General features: G+C 61.6%; 16 protein-coding genes. 10 read left to right on the forward strand and 6 right to left on the reverse strand.

Annotated features, from left to right (window positions below; genetic code table 11):
• Positions 1 to 85 precede the first annotated feature (85 nt).
• The 6 genes from BLV20_RS09945 (at position 86) to BLV20_RS09970 (ending at position 5,408) form a co-directional block, all read left to right on the forward strand.
• On the forward strand, positions 86 to 1,153 hold the full coding sequence (locus tag BLV20_RS09945) for an ABC transporter substrate-binding protein (protein WP_092300423.1): 1,068 nt from the start codon (positions 86 to 88) through the stop codon (positions 1,151 to 1,153).
• Positions 1,154 to 1,280: 127 nt separating this feature from the next.
• A complete protein-coding gene (locus BLV20_RS09950) occupies positions 1,281 to 2,087 on the forward strand; it encodes an alkaline phosphatase family protein (protein WP_092300426.1) in 807 nt (268 codons plus the stop codon).
• Complete coding sequence (locus tag BLV20_RS09955; RefSeq protein ID WP_175540166.1) at positions 2,066 to 2,929, forward strand: ABC transporter permease; 864 nt, start codon at positions 2,066 to 2,068, stop codon at positions 2,927 to 2,929. The genes BLV20_RS09950 and BLV20_RS09955 overlap by 22 nt, the downstream gene beginning before the upstream one ends.
• Positions 2,916 to 3,716, forward strand: coding sequence for an ABC transporter permease (locus BLV20_RS09960; protein WP_092300433.1), 801 nt, complete (start codon positions 2,916 to 2,918; stop codon positions 3,714 to 3,716). The genes BLV20_RS09955 and BLV20_RS09960 overlap by 14 nt, the downstream gene beginning before the upstream one ends.
• Positions 3,713 to 4,717: an ABC transporter ATP-binding protein gene (locus BLV20_RS09965; RefSeq protein WP_092300436.1), complete on the forward strand. Its 1,005-nt coding sequence runs from the start codon at positions 3,713 to 3,715 to the stop codon at positions 4,715 to 4,717. Before BLV20_RS09960 ends, BLV20_RS09965 begins: the two co-directional genes overlap by 4 nt.
• A gap of 37 nt (positions 4,718 to 4,754) precedes the next feature.
• Complete coding sequence (locus BLV20_RS09970) at positions 4,755 to 5,408, forward strand: HAD family hydrolase (RefSeq protein WP_092300439.1); 654 nt, start codon at positions 4,755 to 4,757, stop codon at positions 5,406 to 5,408.
• 111 nt (positions 5,409 to 5,519) lie between these two features.
• On the opposite strand, the gene BLV20_RS09975 is transcribed toward BLV20_RS09970, so the two are convergent.
• A complete protein-coding gene (locus BLV20_RS09975; RefSeq protein ID WP_092300441.1) occupies positions 5,520 to 6,482 on the reverse strand; it encodes a zinc-binding dehydrogenase in 963 nt (320 codons plus the stop codon).
• 138 nt (positions 6,483 to 6,620) lie between these two features.
• Between BLV20_RS09975 and BLV20_RS09980 the strand changes: the two genes are divergently transcribed.
• The gene (locus tag BLV20_RS09980; RefSeq protein WP_175540167.1) at positions 6,621 to 8,705 is read left to right on the forward strand and encodes a carboxy terminal-processing peptidase; all 2,085 of its coding nucleotides are present in this window, start codon (positions 6,621 to 6,623) and stop codon (positions 8,703 to 8,705) included.
• Between the two features lie 133 nt (positions 8,706 to 8,838).
• A complete protein-coding gene (locus tag BLV20_RS09985; RefSeq protein WP_092300447.1) occupies positions 8,839 to 10,665 on the forward strand; it encodes a bifunctional diguanylate cyclase/phosphodiesterase in 1,827 nt (608 codons plus the stop codon).
• Here BLV20_RS09985 and BLV20_RS09990 read toward each other — a convergent pair.
• The 5 genes from BLV20_RS09990 to BLV20_RS10010 form a co-directional block, all read right to left on the reverse strand.
• Positions 10,601 to 11,032, reverse strand: a complete 432-nt coding sequence (locus BLV20_RS09990; RefSeq protein ID WP_092300450.1) for an SEL1-like repeat protein — start codon at positions 11,030 to 11,032, stop codon at positions 10,601 to 10,603. The two genes, BLV20_RS09985 and BLV20_RS09990, sit on opposite strands and share 65 nt — an antisense overlap.
• Positions 11,033 to 11,404 (reverse strand): hypothetical protein, encoded by a 372-nt coding sequence (locus BLV20_RS09995; protein WP_092300453.1) that lies wholly within the window; start codon positions 11,402 to 11,404, stop codon positions 11,033 to 11,035.
• Positions 11,401 to 11,742, reverse strand: a complete 342-nt coding sequence (locus BLV20_RS10000; RefSeq protein WP_092301049.1) for a helix-turn-helix domain-containing protein — start codon at positions 11,740 to 11,742, stop codon at positions 11,401 to 11,403. The genes BLV20_RS09995 and BLV20_RS10000 overlap by 4 nt, the downstream gene beginning before the upstream one ends.
• Before the next feature lie 107 nt (positions 11,743 to 11,849).
• Positions 11,850 to 12,305, reverse strand: coding sequence for a YkvA family protein (locus BLV20_RS10005; RefSeq protein ID WP_092300456.1), 456 nt, complete (start codon positions 12,303 to 12,305; stop codon positions 11,850 to 11,852).
• Positions 12,306 to 12,593: 288 nt separating this feature from the next.
• Complete coding sequence (locus BLV20_RS10010; RefSeq protein WP_075121093.1) at positions 12,594 to 13,307, reverse strand: BamJ family beta-barrel-assembly machinery protein; 714 nt, start codon at positions 13,305 to 13,307, stop codon at positions 12,594 to 12,596.
• A 269-nt stretch (positions 13,308 to 13,576) separates the two neighbouring features.
• Between BLV20_RS10010 and BLV20_RS10015 the strand changes: the two genes are divergently transcribed.
• The gene (locus tag BLV20_RS10015) at positions 13,577 to 15,382 is read left to right on the forward strand and encodes a di-heme-cytochrome C peroxidase (protein ID WP_092301052.1); all 1,806 of its coding nucleotides are present in this window, start codon (positions 13,577 to 13,579) and stop codon (positions 15,380 to 15,382) included.
• Between the two features lie 28 nt (positions 15,383 to 15,410).
• A complete protein-coding gene (locus BLV20_RS10020) occupies positions 15,411 to 16,547 on the forward strand; it encodes a catalase family protein (protein ID WP_092300459.1) in 1,137 nt (378 codons plus the stop codon).
• Positions 16,548 to 16,552: the final 5 nt, after the last annotated feature.

Here is a 16,552-nt window from a genome sequence, read left to right on the forward strand (position 1 = left end):
CCGGCTTAAATTGGCTCAGGTATTGCTGACCTAGACCAACAACGTTAGACAAACACAGCGTTGAACACGCCCAAAGGAGCTTCGGATGAAACAGCTTTTCCTGGCATCACTGTTAGGCTCGACCATCGCCATGTGCACCGCCGCCATGGCCGCTGATACCGACTTGAAGACCCTCGAAGCCGCGGCGAAAGCCGAAGGCGCCATCAACAGTGTCGGCATGCCCGACGACTGGGCCAACTGGAAAGGCACCTGGGAGGACCTGGCCAAGCGCTACGGCCTCAAGCACATCGACACCGACATGAGCTCGGCCCAGGAGATCGCCAAGTTCGCCGCCGAGAAAGACAATGCCAGCGCCGACATCGGCGACGTGGGCGCGGCCTTCGGCCCGATCGCGGTGAAACAGGGCGTGGTCCAGCCTTACAAGCCAAGCACCTGGGACCAGATCCCGGACTGGGCCAAGGATAAGGACGGCAACTGGGCGCTGGCCTACACCGGCACCATAGCCTTCATCATCAACAAGAAGCTGCTGCACGGCTCCGAAGCCCCCAAAAGCTGGGCCGACCTGGAAAAGGGCAAGTACAAGGTTTCCATCGGTGACGTGAGCACCGCGGCGCAGGCCGCCAACGGCGTGCTGGCGGCCGCTATCGCCAAGGGCGGCGATGAAAAGAACATCCAGCCAGCGTTGCTGATGTTCGCCGAGATCGCCAAGCAGGGACGCCTGTCGCTGGCCAACCCGACCATCGCCACCATGGAAAAGGGTGAGGTGGAGGTCGGCGTGGTCTGGGACTTCAACGGCCTGAGCTACCGCAACAAGATGGTCAACAAGGACGACTACATCGTGCTGATCCCCTCGGACGGCTCGGTGATCTCTGGCTACACCACTATCATCAACAAATACGCCAAGCACCCGAACGCGGCCAAGCTGACCCGTGAATACATCTTCAGCGATGCCGGCCAGATCAACCTGGCGCGCGGCAATGCGCGTCCGATCCGCGCCGAGCACCTGACCCTGCCCGCCGAAGTCCAGGCCAACCTGCTGCCCAACGAGCAGTACAAGAAAGTCACGCCGATCAAGGACGCCGACGCCTGGGAGAAAACCTCCAAGGCCCTGCCACAGAAATGGCAGGAAGAAGTGATCATCAACATGCAGTAATGCTGCATCCGTAGGAGCGAGGCTTGCCCGCGATGGCTTCACTGCGATCTACCTTAAACCGCAGTGAAGCCATCGCGGGCAAGCTCCGCTCCTACAGGGCTGTTCTGTCTTGCGGAGTTCTCGCCCCATGTCACACAACGTCATCCTTGTCGTGCTCGACGGCCTTAACCACGAGGTCGCCTGCCATGCCATGGGACACCTTCAGGCCTATGTCGGCGCAGGACGCGCAGCGCTGTACAAACTGGAATGCGAACTGCCTGCCCTGTCCCGACCGCTCTACGAATGCATCCTGACCGGGGTGCCACCGCTGGACAGCGGCATCGTGCACAACAACGTCTCGCGCCTGTCCAACCAGCGCAGCATTTTCCACTACGCCAGCGCCGCCGGGCTCAGCACCGCCGCCGCGGCCTATCACTGGATCAGCGAGCTGTATAACCGCACGCCCTTCAACCCGGCCCGGGACCGGCATACCGACAGCAAGAAGCTGCCGATCCAGCACGGGCATTTCTACTGGAACGACCACTACCCCGATTCCCACCTGTTCGCCGATGCCGAACACCTGCGGCTGCGCCATGCGCCGAACTTTCTGCTGGTGCACCCGATGAACATCGACGACGCCGGCCACAAGCACGGCCTCGACACCCCGCAGTACCGCAACAGCGCGCGCGCGGCGGACATCATCCTCGCCGATTACCTGCAAGGCTGGCTCGACGCCGGCTACCAGGTGCTGGTGACGGCCGACCACGGCATGAACAACGATCGCTCGCACAACGGCCTGCTGCCGGAGGAGCGGGAAGTGCCGCTGTTCGTCCTCGGCGATGCGTTCAGTTTCAGCCCCGTCGCCACGCCGGACCAGACCGAATTGTGCGGCACCATCTGCGAGCTGCTCGGCGTGCCCCACGACAAACCTGTATGCCGGGAGTTGCTGAAGTGAATGCATTCACCCGCGGCAAATGGCTGGCGATCCTGTGCCTGCTGCCCTTTGCCCTGTTCTTCATCGTGTTCCAGATCGCCCCGCTGCTCTGGGTCATGGTCAATAGCTTGCAATCGGAAGAGTTCGGCTGGGGCCTGGCCAACTTCAACAAGATCTTCAGTTCCAGGTTCTACCTGCAGGCCATCCAGTACAGCCTGGAGATCAGTTTCTGGTCGAGCGTATTCGGCATTGCCATCGCGATTCTCGGCAGCTACTCGCTGCGCCGGGTCGACTCGAAGCTGCGCAATTTCGTCAACGCCTTCGCCAACATGACCAGCAACTTCGCCGGCGTGCCGCTGGCGTTCGCCTTCATCATCCTGCTGGGCTTCAATGGCAGCATCACCATCATGCTCAAGCAGGCGGGGATCATTCAGGACTTCAACCTGTACTCCAAGACCGGCCTGATCATTCTCTATACCTACTTCCAGATTCCCCTGGGCGTGCTGCTGCTCTACCCAGCCTTCGACGCCCTGCGCGAAGACTGGCGCGAATCCGCGGCATTGCTCGGCGCCAGCGGCTGGCAATTCTGGCGGCATATCGGCCTGCCGGTGCTGACCCCGGCGCTGCTGGGGACCTTCGTGATCCTGCTGGCCAACGCCCTGGGCGCCTATGCCACGGTCTATGCGCTGACCACCGGCAATTTCAACGTGCTGCCGATCCGCATCGCCGCCATGGTTTCCGGCGATATTTCCCTGGACCCCAACATGGCCAGCGCCCTGGCCGTGGTCCTGGTGGCGCTGATGACCCTGGTGACCATCGTCCATCAGTTTTTGCTGAAGAGGAGCTACCATGTCTCGCGCTGAATCCGGCTCCGCCGCCTTCTATCACCGGGCCGTGGTGTACCTGTTGTTCGCCATCCTCCTGCTGCCGCTGGCCGGGACCCTGATCTATTCCATCGCCAGCAGCTGGTCGGCGACCATCCTGCCCAGCGGCTTTACCTTCAAGTGGTACATCCAGCTGTGGAGCGACCCGCGCTTCCTGCATGCCTTCGGCCAGTCGCTGCTGGTCTGCGTCGGTGCGCTGGTTCTTTCGGTGGTGCTGATCCTGCCGCTGCTGTTCGTGGTGCATTACCACTTCCCGCGGCTCGACGCGCTGATGAACATCCTGATCCTGCTGCCGTTCGCGGTTCCTCCAGTGGTGTCCTCGGTGGGCCTGCTGCAACTCTACGGTTCGGGACCGTTCGCCATGGTCGGCACGCCGTGGATCCTCGTCGGCTGCTACTTCACGGTGGCCTTGCCGTTCATGTACCGGGCGATCACCAACAACCTGCAGGCGATCAACCTGCGCGACCTGATGGACGCCGCCCAATTGCTGGGCGCCAGCACCTGGCAGGCGGCCTTCCTGGTGGTGCTGCCGAACCTGCGCAAGGGCCTGATGGTGGCGCTGCTGCTGTCATTCTCGTTCCTGTTCGGCGAGTTCGTGTTCGCCAACATCCTGGTGGGCACCCGCTACGAGACCCTGCAGGTCTACTTGAACAACATGCGCAACAGCAGCGGCCACTTCACCAGCGCGCTGGTGATTTCCTACTTCTTCTTTGTGCTGGTCCTGACCTGGGCCGCCAACATCTTGAACAAGGACAAAAGCCAATGAGCTTCGTCAGCGTCCAACACCTGCAGAAAAGCTACGCGTCATCAGGGCGTACCGGCACCCCGGTGTTCAGCGACATCAACTGCGAAATCCACAAGGGCGAATTCGTCACCCTGCTCGGCCCGTCCGGCTGCGGCAAATCCACCCTGCTGCGCTGCATCGCCGGCCTGACGCCGGTGGACGCCGGCAAGATCCTCCTCGACGGCCACGACATCGTGCCCCTGAGCCCGCAGAAACGCGGGATCGGCATGGTGTTCCAGAGCTATGCGCTATTCCCCAACATGACCGTGGAACAGAACGTGGCGTTCGGCCTGCGCATGCAGAAGGTCAACGCCGACGAGAGCCACAAGCGCGTACTCGAAGTCTTGCGCCTGGTGGAATTGGAGGATTTCGCCAGCCGCTATCCCCATCAATTGTCAGGCGGCCAATGCCAGCGCGTGGCGCTGGCCCGTTCGCTGGTGACCCGTCCGCGCCTGTTGCTGCTGGACGAACCGCTGTCGGCGCTGGACGCGCGGATCCGCAAGCACCTGCGCGAACAGATCCGGCAGATCCAGCGTGAACTGGGGCTGACCACGATTTTCGTGACGCACGATCAGGAAGAAGCCCTGACCATGTCCGACCGCATTTTCCTGATGAACCAGGGCAAGATCGTCCAGAGCGGCGACGCCGAGACGCTCTACACCGCGCCGGTGGATGTGTTCGCCGCCGGATTCATCGGCAACTACAACCTGCTGGACCCGGAAAGCGCCAGCAGGCTGCTGCAGCGGCCGATCAACGGGCGTATCGCAATACGTCCCGAGGCCATCGAATTGCGCAAGGACGGCGAACCCGACGCCCAGATCCGCAGCCATAGCCTGCTGGGCAACGTGATCCGCTACCGGGTCGAGGCCCGCGGCGTGGAACTGGTGGTGGATGTTCTTAACCGGTCGCCGGACGACCTGCACCCCGATGGTCAACGCCTGGCACTTTCCATCGATCCCACGGCCCTCTGTGAGGTAGCCTGATGATTTTGACGCAGACGATTAAGAGAGAGCGCTACTAATGGCCCTGGCAATTTTTGATCTGGACGAAACCCTGATCCACGGCGACTGCGCCACCCTCTGGAGCGAGCAGATGGGGCGCCTGGGCTGGGTCGACAGCGAGTCTTTCATGCGCCGCAACAATGAGCTGATGGACGCCTACAGCCACGGCAAACTGGCCATGGAAGAGTTCATGGCCTTCAGCCTGGAGCCGATTGCCGGACGCACCCCGGAAGAAGTCGGGCACCTGATCGGCCCCTGGGTCGAGGACGTGATCGAGCCGATCATTTTCAGCGACGCCTGCAAGGCCATCGCCGCACACCGCAAGGCCGGCGACCGGATCCTGGTGATCTCGGCCTCGGGCACTCATCTGGTCCAGCCCATTGCCGAACGCCTGGGCATCGATGAAGTCCTCGGCATCGAGCTGGAAGTGCTGCACGGGGTCTACAGCGGCAATACCCTGGGTACCCTGACCTACCGCGAAGGCAAGGTCACCCGCCTGCTGGAATGGCTGGATGCCGAAGAGGAAAACCTTGAAGGCGCAAGCTTCTATTCCGATTCGCGCAACGATTTGCCGTTGCTGCTGAAGGTCGACTATCCGCATGTGGTCAACCCGGACCCGGTGCTGCGCGAACATGCGGAACAGGCCGGCTGGCCGATTCATCAGTGGAAGTAGACGCCTCCGTAGTCGCGGCCGAAGGCTGCGATCGCCCACAACCTGGGCGCAGGATCTGAAGATCGCTGAAGCCCTTCGGGCTTATCGCAGCCTGCGGCAGCGGCTACAGGATCAGGCCAACGTCTCGTCGATCACCAGCACCAGCTTGCCCGATACCTGGTTGGTCGCCAGCTCGGCAAACGCCGCCTCGGCGTCCTTGATCGGGAAGGTCTTGGCCAGTTGCGGGCTCAGGCGTCCTTCGGCGAACAGCGGCCAGACATGCTGGCTGAGATCACTGAACAGATCGGCCTTGAACTGCTCGTCGCGGCTGCGCAGGGTCGAGCCCAGCAACTGGATGCGCTTGCCAAGGATCTGCGCCAGGTCCAATTGGGCCTCGCGCCCACCCATCAAGCCGATCAGCACCCAGCGCCCATCGAGGGCCAGCAGCTTGACGTTGTGCGCCGCATAGTTGGCGCCGACTGGATCCAGGATCACATCGAACGGCCCGAAATCCCGCAAGCCTTCCAGGCCGTCGGTACGCACCACGCCGCCCTGGGCGCCCAGCGCTTCACAATAGGCGAGGCGATCGGCGGAGCCGACGCTGACCCAGCACGGGTTGCCGAACGCCTTGCACAGCTGGATCGCGGCCGAACCGACGCCGCTGGCACCGGCATGCAGCAGGACCTTTTCCCCCGGCTTGAGGGCCGCCAGCTGGAACAGATTCAGCCAGGCCGTGCTGTAGACCTCGGGCAGCGCCGCCGCTTCCACCAGGGACAGCCCTTCGGGCACCGGCAACACATGACGGGCATCGACCACCACTTCCTCGGCCATGCCACCACCGGCCAGCAACGCACAGACCCGATCGTCGATCTGCCAGGCAGATCCCGGACCGACCTCGCTGATCACGCCCGAACACTCCAGGCCCAGCACCTTGCTGGCCCCCGGCGGCGGCGGATAAAGCCCGGCCCTTTGCAGCAGGTCGGCCCGGTTCAACCCCGCAGCCGCCACACGGATTCGCACTTGTCCTACGTCGCACGTCGGACTGGGCTCTTCAACCCACTCCACATGACCTTCAACGCCTTGCAATGCTTTCACAGTGCCTCCATAGTGAGTCTGGACTGAGCCCGGAGCTGTAGCACCGGGCTTTTTGCATTATGCGACCGGTCCTTGTGGAACCGGCGACTTCAAAGACGGCCTAATATGCGTTATCAATTGCCCCCGCGTCGAATCAGCATGAAGCATTTGTTCCCCAGCACCGCCCTCGCTCTTTTCATTGGTCTCGGTCTACTGCCGATGTCGACCAATACGTTCGCAGCCAATAGCTGGGACAAACTTCAGCCGGATCGCGACGAGGTAATTGCCAGCCTGAATGTCGTCGAGCTGCTCAAGCGTCATCATTACAGCAAGCCACCGCTGGACGACGCGCGCTCGGCGATCATTTATGACAGCTACCTGAAGCTGCTGGACCCGTCGCGCAGCTACTTCATGGCCAGCGACATCGCGGAATTCGACAAGTGGAAAACCCAGTTCGACGACTTCCTCAAAAGCGGTGACCTGAACGCCGGCTTCACCATCTACAAACGCTACCTGGACCGCGTCAAATCGCGCCTGGACTTTGCCCTGGCCGAACTGGGCAAAGGCGTCGACAAACTCGACTTCAATGCCAAGGAATCCTTGCTGATCGATCGCAAGGACGCGCCCTGGCTCAAGACCAACGCCGAACTCGACGACCTGTGGCGCAAGCGCGTCAAGGACGAAGTCCTGCGCATGAAGATCGCCGGCAAGGAGCCCAAGCAGATTCAGGAAACGCTGACCAAGCGCTACAAGAATCAGCTCGCCCGCCTGGACCAGACCCGCGCCGAAGATATCTTCCAGGCGTACATCAATACCTTCGCCATGTCCTACGACCCGCACACCAACTATCTGTCGCCGGATAACGCGGAGAACTTCGACATCAACATGAGCCTGTCGCTGGAAGGCATCGGCGCCGTGTTGCAGAGCGACAACGACCAGGTCAAGGTCGTGCGCCTGGTGCCGGCCGGCCCGGCGGACAAGACCAAGCAAGTCGCCCCGGCGGACAAGATCATTGGCGTGGCCCAGGGCGACAAGGAAATGGTCGACGTGGTCGGCTGGCGCCTGGACGAAGTGGTCAAGCTGATCCGCGGTCCGAAAGGCTCGGTGGTACGCCTGGAAATCATCCCGGCGAGCAACGCGCCGAACGACCAGACCAGCAAGATCGTCTCCATCACCCGCGAGGCGGTGAAGCTGGAGGAGCAGGCGGCGAAGAAGTCGATCCTCAACCTCAAGCAGGACGGCAAGAACTACAAGCTCGGGGTAATCGAGATCCCGGCCTTCTATCTGGACTTCAAGGCCTTCCGTGCCGGCGATCCGGATTACAAGAGCACTACTCGCGACGTCAAGAAGCTGCTGACCGAGCTGCAGAAAGACAAGGTCGACGGCGTGGTCATCGACCTGCGCAACAACGGCGGCGGTTCTTTGCAGGAAGCCACCGAGCTGACCAGCCTGTTCATCGACAAGGGCCCTACCGTGCTGGTGCGTAACGCCGACGGCCGGGTCGACGTGCTTGAAGATGAAAACCCCGGCGCCTTCTACAAAGGCCCGATGGCGCTGCTGGTCAACCGTCTCTCGGCTTCGGCCTCGGAGATTTTCGCCGGTGCGATGCAGGACTATCACCGCGCGCTGATCATCGGCGGCCAGACCTTCGGCAAAGGCACCGTGCAGACTATCCAGCCGTTGAACCATGGCGAGCTGAAACTGACCCTGGCCAAGTTCTACCGGGTTTCCGGGCAGAGCACCCAGCATCAGGGCGTACTGCCGGACATCGATTACCCGTCGATCATCGACACCAAGGAAATCGGTGAAAGCGCCCTGCCCGAAGCCATGCCGTGGGACACCATTCGCCCGGCCATCAAGCCGGCGGTGGATCCGTTCAAGCCGTTCCTCGCGCAGCTGAAATCCGAGCATGACCTACGCTCGGCCAAGGACGCCGAGTTCGTCTTCATCCGCGACAAGCTGGCCCTGGCCAAGAAGCTGATGGCGGAAAAAACCGTCAGCCTCAACGAAGCCGAACGTCGGGCGCAACATGCCGATATCGAGGCCAAGCAGCTGGCGCTGGAAAACATCCGCCGCAAGGCCAAGGGTGAAGAGCCGCTCAAGGAGCTGAAGAAAGAAGACGAGGACGCCATCGCAGCCGCCGATCCGGACAAGACCAAGCCGGAAGACGACGCCTACCTCAGCGAAACCGGGCGGATCCTCCTCGATTACCTGAAGCTCAACACCGCGGTCGCCAAGCACTAAGATGATGGCAATTTAATGCTGACGCTCCTCGGAGCGTCATCAAACAGTCATTATTCTGTCGTGAAATAAAGGACCGGGCGCTGCTCTTGAATCAAGGGCGCGCCCGGTCCTTTTTTTATCGACAGAGATCGCCATGACCACGACCGAACAGCTGAGTGCCTTGAGCTCAATCCTGGCTCAAAGCGGTTTGCACAGTCTGTTCCAACCGATCATCTGTCTCTCCGAACGACGCATCCTCGGCTACGAGGCCCTGAGCCGCGGCCCGTCCAATAGCCCGCTGCACTCCCCTGTCGCCCTGTTTGCCGTGGCTCGCCAGGCCGGACGCCTCAGCGAACTGGAAATCGCCTGCCGCCAGAGCGCCTGCAAGGGTTTCAGCGAGCGGCAGTTGCCCGGCAAGCTGTTTCTCAACGTCTCTCCAGAATCACTGCTCGAGGCCGCTCACCAGCCCGGCCGGACCTTGCAACTGCTGCAGGACTTCGGCATCCCGCCGAGCCAGGTGGTGATCGAGCTTACCGAGCAGACCCCGATCGATGATTTCCAGCTGCTGCACAACGCGCTGCATCATTATCGGGACATGGGTTTCTCGATCGCCCTGGACGACCTCGGTGCCGGATATTCAAGCCTGCGCCTGTGGTCCGAACTGCGCCCGGATTACGTGAAGATCGACCGGCACTTTATCGACGGCATCCATCAGGATGCCCTCAAGCGCGAGTTCGTCGGCTCGATCCTGCAAATTGCCAAGGCCTCGCGCGCGCAGGTGATCGCCGAGGGCATCGAGGTGGCCGAGGAGCTGGAAGTACTCACGGAAATGGGCGTAGACCTGCTGCAAGGCTACCTGCTCTGCCGCCCCCAGGAACATCCGCCCCGTGATGGCCGCAACCTGCTGCCCAAGCGTGAAAGCACCGCCGCGACGCTCAACGACGAGGGCAGCGACCTTAGCGCCCTGCTCAACGAACAACCGGCGGTAACGCGCAACATACCGACGGCCACGGTGCTGGAAGCCTTCCGCCGCCAGGCGAACCTCAATTCGCTGGCGGTGCTCGACGAACAGGGCCAGCCGTGTGGCATCGTGCATCGCCATTCGTTGTCCGATGCCCTGCTCAAGCCCTTCGCCACCGATCTGTTTGCCCGCAAGCCCATCAGCCGCCTGATGAACGATGACTTCCTGGCGGTGGAGCTCAGCCAGTCGCTGCAGCAGGTCAGCCGCTTGATCACCAGCCGCGCCCGGCAGCGGATCGAGGAAGATTTCATTATCACGCTCAATGGCGGCTACCTGGGTTTGGGGCGGGTCATCGATGTGCTCAAGCTGATCACCGAGCTGAAGATCCAGCAGGCGCGATACGCCAACCCGCTGACCTTGCTGCCTGGCAATGTGCCAATCCAGCAGTGCCTGACCCACCTGCTGCAGCAAGGGCGGGAATCGCTGATCTGTTACGTGGATATCGACAGCTTCAAACCCTTCAATGACATCTATGGCTATGGCCGTGGCGATGAAGTGCTGCTGTGTCTGGCGCAGTGCCTGAATGATCGAGTGGACCCCAGCCGCGATTTTGTCGGCCATATCGGCGGCGACGACTTTCTCCTGGTGCTGGGGCCCGAGGAGTGGCAAAAGCGCTTGAACCAGCTGCTGGACGACTTTCATAGCCAGTGCCGGCGCTTCTATCGCAGCGAACACCTGGAAGCCGGCTGCTTCGTCGCCCCTAATCGCCAGGGGGTTCGCCAGGAATTCGCCTTGCTGTCGCTGTCCATTGGCGTGGTGCACCTGTATCCACAGGCCTGTGGACAACTTGATGCCAGCCAGTTGGCCGAGCTGGCATCGCAAGCCAAGCACCACGCCAAGAACGTGCCGGGCTACAGCATTCATGTAATCGACAGCCGCCAGATGGCCGGCAGTTCTACGGTTGCCGCGGGCCAGATTGCGGAGCCGACGTATGCGCCTGATTCAACTGCGCCAGCTTGACCTCGGCCAACGGGTGGCCGGCCTTCGCCGCCATCGCCCACCAACGGGCCGCTTCTGCCGCGTCTGGCGCCTTGCTCGGCGAACCGGCCAGGCTGATGACGCCCATCTGATAGGCCGCCTTGGCATCCCCGGCCAGCCCGGCAAGTCGCAACAGGCGCATGCCTTCTTCACGGGCCCCGAGCCCCTGGCCACGAAAAGTCAGGATATGGCCATAAAAGCTCTGCGCGCCGACGTCACCCAGATTCGCCATGCGCGCCAGTTGCCCTTCCAGCCAATGCCAGCCTCGCGGCTGGCGTACAAACCAGGACCAATGAAACAACCGACGAGCCAGCCAGTAGCCGACGCGCGCCTTGAGGCGCCAGAACACTCAGGCCTCCACCGATTCGGGATATTCATACTCGAACACACGAACCACTTCCGAGGCATGCCACGAAGCGGCCGCCACCCCATCGGAAGGTCCGGAAAAACGCCCAAGACGCTCCGCACATTCAAAAAAACCGGTGCGCGGCAAGCGGCTTGCCCCCTGGCTGATCACCAGCGAACTGCGCAGCGGCTGCTCCGCACGCGCATCCAGCGCGGCCAGATGCTCAAGGGCCGCGGTCAGGGTCTGCATGGCGGGGGTGGGTAGCTGCAAGCGCTCAAGCAGAGCGCGATAGGTCAAAAGATGGCGTTGCCGACGGGCCTGGTCGAGTTCACTCAACAGGCCATCCCAGTGTTGACGACTGATCCTTACGCTCACAATTCATCCCTCCAACCCGGAACCGTCAATTCCCAGGCCAGGCTACGGCGTATAGCGGCGTCCGGTTGACGCTCACCGCTTTCGATCATGGCCAGATAAGACGGACTGATACCTACCGTACGAGCAAGCGCCTCGATGGCGATTCCCTTGGCTTCACGCAAACTGCGGAGTTGATCCAGACCCGGAAGCGGCTGGTCGGCGGTGCTGGCGATAGGCCCCTTGGCTTCTCGCGGTGATTGTTCGTTGATACCTGCTGCTTTTAGCAAAGCCTGATACTGAGCCCATGGCAGAACCGCATACTCGGGCTCGCCATCGCGTGCAATTATCTGAATATCCATTACTACCCCGTAGGACGACACATAACGAGTCGGACTTTTCCTTATGAAGTGTAATCCTAACAGTGACCAAGGTCGCGGGGGCAGCGTTGTAAGGATCCGAAATTTACTCAGTTTTTATTTGGACCTTCCAATTGCAATTGCTCCGGGGTATCGGGCAAGCGTTCTACCACCGCCAGCTTCTCCGGCCGCTGGCGATCGCGCCAGGCGCGAAAGGCGCTGAGCTCGGCGTCCAGGGTCTTCATGATCCAGGCCAGGACGGCAATGTCGTCGAGCATGCCGAACATCGGCAGGAAATCCGGTATGGCATCCAGCGGACTGAGGAAGTACATCAGGCCCGCGACCACCGACAACAGGGCCTTGGGACTGATCGCGCGATACTCGCCACGCCAGTAAGCCAGGCACAGCGCCTGCAGCAGGCGAAAGTCGTCCTTGAGCTTGCCGAGACGGCCGCCTTGCAAGGCGCCTTTGCTGGCTACGGCGAATAGCAGGGTCGGCAAGCGGCCACGGCTGAGCAAACGACCGGCCAAAGGCAGGAAACGGGCAAAATTCCAGGGTGCTTTCATCATCACTCCCACTGAAATGTTATCCACACAAATTGTGGATAACCTTGTGAACAGAGCCGCTTTTCATAGCTGAAAGCCCCGTTTTACAAGGGCTCGGCTCAGATCGGGCGTTTTTTACTCACATAAAAAAACCCACAATTTCATTGACTTGGCTGCTTCATGCGGCTAGCCGCGGCGCGTCCTGTTAAGACTATGCCCTATGCCGTCGGTTCGCATTTTTTCCCGGACCAATGACCAGATACGACAACGCCCCGTAAGGACGGGGCGTTGTCATGAAGCAGACGAAGATTACTTGGCGTCGTCTTGTTTCGCTGGATCCTTGATACCCAGCAGTTCCAGCTCGAACACCAGGACCGAATTGGCCGGAATGGCCGGGCTCGGGCTCTGTGCGCCATAGGCCAGATCGCTCGGGATGTACAGCTTGTACTTCTCGCCGACGTGCATCAGTTGCAGGCCTTCGACCCAACCCGGAATCACGCCGCTGACCGGCAGATCGATCGGGCTGCCGCGCTCGACCGAGCTGTCGAACACAGTGCCGTTGGTCAGGGTGCCGGTATAGTGAACGGTCACTACGTCGGTCGGCTTAGGCTGGGCGCCATCGGCTTTTTTCAGCACTTCGTACTGCAGGCCGGAGGCGGTAGTGGTCACGCCAGCTTTCTTGCCGTTTTCTTCGAGGAATTTCTTGCCGGCTGCCGCCGACTCTTCGCTGACCTTGGCCATGCGCTCTTCAGCACGCTTTTGCAGCGCAGCGAAGGCTTCGACCAGTTCGTCGTCTTTCAGCTTCTGTTCTTTCTTGCCGATGGCATCTTCGATGCCCTGGGCTACCGCTTTGGAATCCAGGTCATCCATACCTTCCTGGGCAAGGCTTTTGCCCATGTTCAGGCCGATACCATAGGAAGCTTTCTGCGCCGGGGTTTTCAGCTCCACGCTGGTCTGCGAGTCACAACCCGCGAGTACCAGGCTAACCAGGGCTACCGCCGCCGCTAACCGATGCTGTTTCATGCTATTTCCTTGTTCATGCGCCTAAAGGGCAATCGAGTAAAGCCGCGAGCTTATCAGGCGGCCACGACCAATGGCTACCGGCATGAGAGCCGGATTAGCCCGATAAGTTCACGTGTTTAAAAGCATTTCACCTGCCATGACAACGAGTGGGAAAAGAACCTCCGTCGAACACAAAGGCTGACACCCGGCCGAGATCTGACGTAATGGCCACTTGCCCGGCTGTTGGCCCTGAGGCATAAGGAAGCCACAACTCGACAAGGATGTTTATCTTGCGCCTCTTATCCCGTGTTTTGCTCCTGATTTTTGCCTTGATCGGCGTCGCCCTGGCCGTGGTCCTGTATTACGTGGCCAACCCGAAATTGCCCGACTATGTACCCGCCCAGGTGCATTACCAGGATCAATGGAGCGCCGCCGACCGCCAGACCTATTACTTCACGCCCCAGGGCACCCAGGTAAAGGGCCTGAGCTATGAGTGGTTCGCCGCCCTGGAACTGCCCTTCTCCACGCAACGCTTCGCCGCGCCGCAGTACCTGGCCCGCTTCGGCTTCCTGGTCGATCCGACGCAGCAAGCCAATGCCGATAATCCGGCGAACCTGCCGGTCGGCTTCACCCGCCATCAGAACCCTGGCAGCTCGCAGCAGTACCTGGACATCACCTGTGCCGCCTGTCACACCGGCGAGTTGCGCTACAACCAGCAAGCCCTGCGGGTCGACGGCGGTTCGGCGCAGCATGTGTTGCCCTCCAGCGTGCCCACCCTGCGCGGTGGCAGCTTCGGTCAGGCACTGGTCGCCAGCCTGGCGTCCACCTACTACAACCCGTGGAAATTCGAGCGTTTCGCCCGCAACGTACTGGGCCAGGGCTACGACGCCGGGCACAAACAACTGCGCAAGGACCTCAAGGCATCGCTGGACACCTTCCTGCGCGTTGCCTGGAACGATACCCATCGCGGCCTCTATCCCACCGAAGAAGGCCCTGGGCGTACCGATGCCTTTGGCCGGATCGCCAATGCCAGCTTCGGCGATGCCATTTCTCCCGACAACTATCGGGTGGCCAATGCACCGGTGGATTATCCACAGCTATGGGACATCTGGACCTTCGACTGGGTGCAGTGGAACGGCTCGGCCCAGCAGCCGATGGCCCGCAATATCGGTGAGGCACTGGGCGTTGGCGCCACCCTGAACTTCTTCGATGCCCAGGGCCAGCCGCTCAAGGGCGATGCGCGGTACCCATCGAGCGTTCGGGTGCGCGACCTCAACCGCATCGAAGAAACCCTGCAACGGCTGAAGCCGCCGACCTGGCCGGAAGAGCTGTTCGGCAGCATCGACAAGCCAATGGCCGCCAAAGGGCGCGCGCTGTTCGCTGAAAATTGCGCGGGCTGCCATGTTCCAGCGGTGAGCGAGATCAACGGGCGTCCGGTGCAGCAATTGAAAATGCTGCCAGTCGCGGTCATCGGTACCGACCCCAATACCGCCAACAATATTGCCGACCAGCGCTACGACCTGAGCGCGCTGCAGTGGGATGCCGCCGAGCTGGCGCAATCGAATGTCCAACTGCACCCCACGCCCACCGAGCCGCTGGATATGCGCCAACTGTCGGTGGCCAAGGGCCTGGCCTATGTCACGGCCTTCGTCGAAGAGCGCGCCTACCGCGACGCCCAGGTGACCCCGGCCGAGCGTCCGCGACTCGACGGCTACGGCCTGCCGATCGGCGTACGCGAACTGCGCGCGTACAAGGCCCGGCCGCTGGCTGGGGTATGGGCCACCCCGCCCTTCCTGCATAACGGTTCGGTCCCCAGCCTGTACCAGTTGCTTTCGCCCCAGGACGAACGCGCCAGCACCTTCTATAAAGGCACCTTCGAATACGATCCGAAGCATCTGGGCTATCGTACCGAGCCGTTCAAGAACGGCTTCCTGTTCGATACACGGGTCAGCGGCAACCACAACGGTGGACATGAATTCCGTTCGGGCAAACGTGGCGACGGGGTCATCGGCCGCCTGCTACAGCCCGAGGAGCGTTGGGCACTGCTGGAATACCTGAAAGTGCTGGGTGGGCCGCTGGAGGCGCAACTGCCATGATCGCGACCTTCATCGAAAGGGCATTTCCATGCTGATCACGCTATGGCTGCGCCTTGGCGCGCTGCTGCTCAAGACACTGGTGCTGCTGGCACTCATCACCCTGCTCGGCTGGGCGCTGAGCAGCGCCTGGTCCATCTGGCGCTACCAGGGACCAGTCTCGACCGAGGAACAGATCCCACCCGGCGAAGCCGCCATGACCCAGGACATCATCCAGACCGCCGTGCGCATCGTCGATCAGCATCGAGATAACACCCGTTACCTGCGCGACGCCCACGCCAAGGCCCACGGCTGCGTAAAGGCCGAGGTCCAGGTGCTCGAGCAACTGGCGCCGCCGTTGCGCCAGGGCGTGTTCGCCGAACCCGGCAAGACCTGGCAAGCCATGGTGCGGCTATCCAACGGCAATGCTTATCCACAATTCGATAACATTCGTGACGCCCGGGGGATGGCGATCAAATTGCTGGACGTGCCCGGCCCCCAGTTATTGAAGGAACAGCAGGGCCGCGGCGAACAGGATTTCGTGATGTTCAACCATCCGAACTTCTTCGTCAGCGATGTCGCCGAGTACCGGCAGAATGTGGCTGCGCAGGCGGACGGAAAAAAGGTCGGTGCCTTTTTCCCCGGCTGGGATCCACGCACCTGGCAGGTCCGCCACCTGTTCATTGCCCTGGCCACCCTGTCGCCGCCACCGACCAGCCCGACGCAAACCCGTTATTTTTCGGTTTCGCCCTACAAGTTCGGCAGTGCCAATGCCAAGTTCCGCGTCGCGCCGGATCCCGACAGCTGCCCGACGTACAACCTGCCAGCACAAAACCAGGCGCTGCCCAACTTCCTGCGCAGCGCCCTGAACCAGCAGCTGTCGACCGACCGCGTGCCGGCCTGCTTCGTGTTGCAGGTGCAGCGCCAGGACCCAAGCCACTACATGCCTATCGAAGACACCAGCATCGAATGGCGCGAAAGCGATGCGCCCTTCGAAACCGTGGCGCGAATCCGGATTCCCGCCCAGGACTTCGATACCCCGCAGCAAAACCTGCAATGCGACAACCTGTCCTTCAACCCCTGGTTCGGGCTGGAGGCGCACCGCCCCATCGGCGGCATCAATCGCCTGCGCAAGGCGGTATACGAAGCAGTCAGCGACTACCGGCACAGTCGCAACGCCGAGCAGTGATCCAG

Source organism: Pseudomonas sp. NFIX28 (genome assembly GCF_900107395.1).
GTDB lineage: Bacteria > Pseudomonadota > Gammaproteobacteria > Pseudomonadales > Pseudomonadaceae > Aquipseudomonas.

Bases quoted from the DNA above. Each gene is read 5' to 3' on its own strand.
- BLV20_RS09945 (WP_092300423.1), top strand. From the start codon at position 86: ATGAAACAGCTTTTCCTGGCATCACTGTTAGGCTCGACCATCGCCATG.
- BLV20_RS09950 (WP_092300426.1), top strand. From the start codon at position 1,281: ATGTCACACAACGTCATCCTTGTCGTGCTCGACGGCCTTAACCACGAG.
- BLV20_RS09955 (WP_175540166.1), top strand. From the start codon at position 2,066: ATGCCGGGAGTTGCTGAAGTGAATGCATTCACCCGCGGCAAATGGCTG.
- BLV20_RS09960 (WP_092300433.1), top strand. From the start codon at position 2,916: ATGTCTCGCGCTGAATCCGGCTCCGCCGCCTTCTATCACCGGGCCGTG.
- BLV20_RS09965 (WP_092300436.1), top strand. From the start codon at position 3,713: ATGAGCTTCGTCAGCGTCCAACACCTGCAGAAAAGCTACGCGTCATCA.
- BLV20_RS09970 (WP_092300439.1), top strand. From the start codon at position 4,755: ATGGCCCTGGCAATTTTTGATCTGGACGAAACCCTGATCCACGGCGAC.
- BLV20_RS09980 (WP_175540167.1), top strand. From the start codon at position 6,621: ATGAAGCATTTGTTCCCCAGCACCGCCCTCGCTCTTTTCATTGGTCTC.
- BLV20_RS09985 (WP_092300447.1), top strand. From the start codon at position 8,839: ATGACCACGACCGAACAGCTGAGTGCCTTGAGCTCAATCCTGGCTCAA.
- BLV20_RS10000 (WP_092301049.1), bottom strand. From the start codon at position 11,742: ATGGATATTCAGATAATTGCACGCGATGGCGAGCCCGAGTATGCGGTT.
- BLV20_RS10005 (WP_092300456.1), bottom strand. From the start codon at position 12,305: ATGAAAGCACCCTGGAATTTTGCCCGTTTCCTGCCTTTGGCCGGTCGT.
- BLV20_RS10010 (WP_075121093.1), bottom strand. From the start codon at position 13,307: ATGAAACAGCATCGGTTAGCGGCGGCGGTAGCCCTGGTTAGCCTGGTA.
- BLV20_RS10020 (WP_092300459.1), top strand. From the start codon at position 15,411: ATGCTGATCACGCTATGGCTGCGCCTTGGCGCGCTGCTGCTCAAGACA.